We start from the raw sequence: 1,396 nt of genomic DNA, 5'->3' as shown, positions 1-1,396 counted from the left end.
CCCCGCGGCTCCCCGCTCCTCCCCCGGAGCCGCGTCCCCAACAACCCTCTCATCACACTGTGTTGACGGCTCGACTACGCTGCGGTCCGTTCGCTTTCCGCGCGTAACCCAAGTGCCGCACCGCTCGTTGTGCGGGATGCAGGCTCCCTGTGACCCCCGCGCACGCGGGTCGATCCTCATCGGACCCCCAGGGGAGTCGACCGTCATGACGAGAGGAGGTGCCGCCAGTGATCGCGAACGTCTCGGCACACCGGCGGGCGAACGCCTTCGCCCAGGCCCTGGAAGACAGGACCGACCCGGGCCCGGCGACGACACAGTCGGCCGAACTTGCCGCGGAACCGGCCGAACCAGCCGACCAGAGGCGGCTGTTGGGCCTGGCAGGCAGCCTGGGCGAAATGCCGAAGCCGACACTGGACCCCGAGGTCAAGGTGGTGCAGCGAGCACAGCTCGTGGCCGCCATGGAGGCCATGCTGCAAGAAGGCACGGCCGGCCAGGGGTCCTCGGGCCCTACGGTGCCGGAGCAGCGCACATCGAGGGGCGCGCACCGGGCGTCCCCCCTCGGGCGGCTGCGGCCGAGGTCCCGCTGGTCGAAGAGCCTCGCCGCGGGCGGCCTCACGGTCGGTGTGGCGGCGGGCGCCTTCAGCGGAGTCGCCGCTGCCAGCTCGGACGCGCTGCCCGGTGATTCGCTCTACGGGCTCAAACGCGGCATGGAGGACATCAGACTCGACCTGGCGGACAACGACTCCGCGCGTGGCGGCCTGTATCTCGACCACGCCTCCACCCGGCTCACGGAGGCGCGAAGACTCATGGAGCGGGGCCGCACCGGCAACCTCGACCACGAGTCCCTGGGCGAGATCCGGCGCACCCTGACCGGCATGAAGGACGACGCGTCCGCGGGCCACAGCCTGCTCCACGCGGCGTACGAGAAGAACGGCTCCCTGGCACCGATGGCGACCCTCTCGTCGTTCGCCGCCTCGCACCGGCAGGCGTGGGACGGGCTGCGCGGGCGGCTGCCCGTACAGCTCGCCGACGTCGGCGACGAGGTCAACTCGGTGTTCGTCGCCATAGACCAGGACGTCGCGCCGCTGAAGTCCAGGCTCCCGCAACCGGGCGGGAACCAGCCGGGCACCGCGGCACCCGACGCGACCCGCAGCGCCGCGGCACCCGGCACCGGCAAGCACCGCAAGCCCTCGTCCGCCACCCCGAGCTCGGGCGAGAGCAGCGGCCGGCACGAGGGCCTGAGCGACGGCACGCCCTCGCCGTCCGGTACGGGTGACGGCTCACCGGGCTCGTCCCACCAGGGCGGCCTGATCGGCGGCGCCGCCGACGGTCTCATCAACCCGCCGACGGGACAGGCGTCGGACCCTGCGGCCCCGCCGGACGACCAGGCCCCGGG

At 73.0% G+C, this 1,396-nt stretch carries 1 protein-coding gene; it reads left to right on the top strand.

All coding sequences use genetic code 11. The features are described from left to right. Nucleotides 1-227: 227 nt before the first annotated feature. Nucleotides 228-1,396 (top strand): DUF5667 domain-containing protein (locus LCE31_RS39625; protein ID WP_225023135.1); only part of this gene is annotated, 1,169 nt, incomplete at its 3' end.

Origin of the sequence: Streptomyces sp. 8L (genome assembly GCF_020176795.1) — a bacterium.
Taxonomy (GTDB): Bacteria; Actinomycetota; Actinomycetes; order Streptomycetales; family Streptomycetaceae; genus Streptomyces.
Note: the sequence above shows the minus strand (reverse complement) of the source record. Positions and strands in the feature narration are given on the sequence as shown.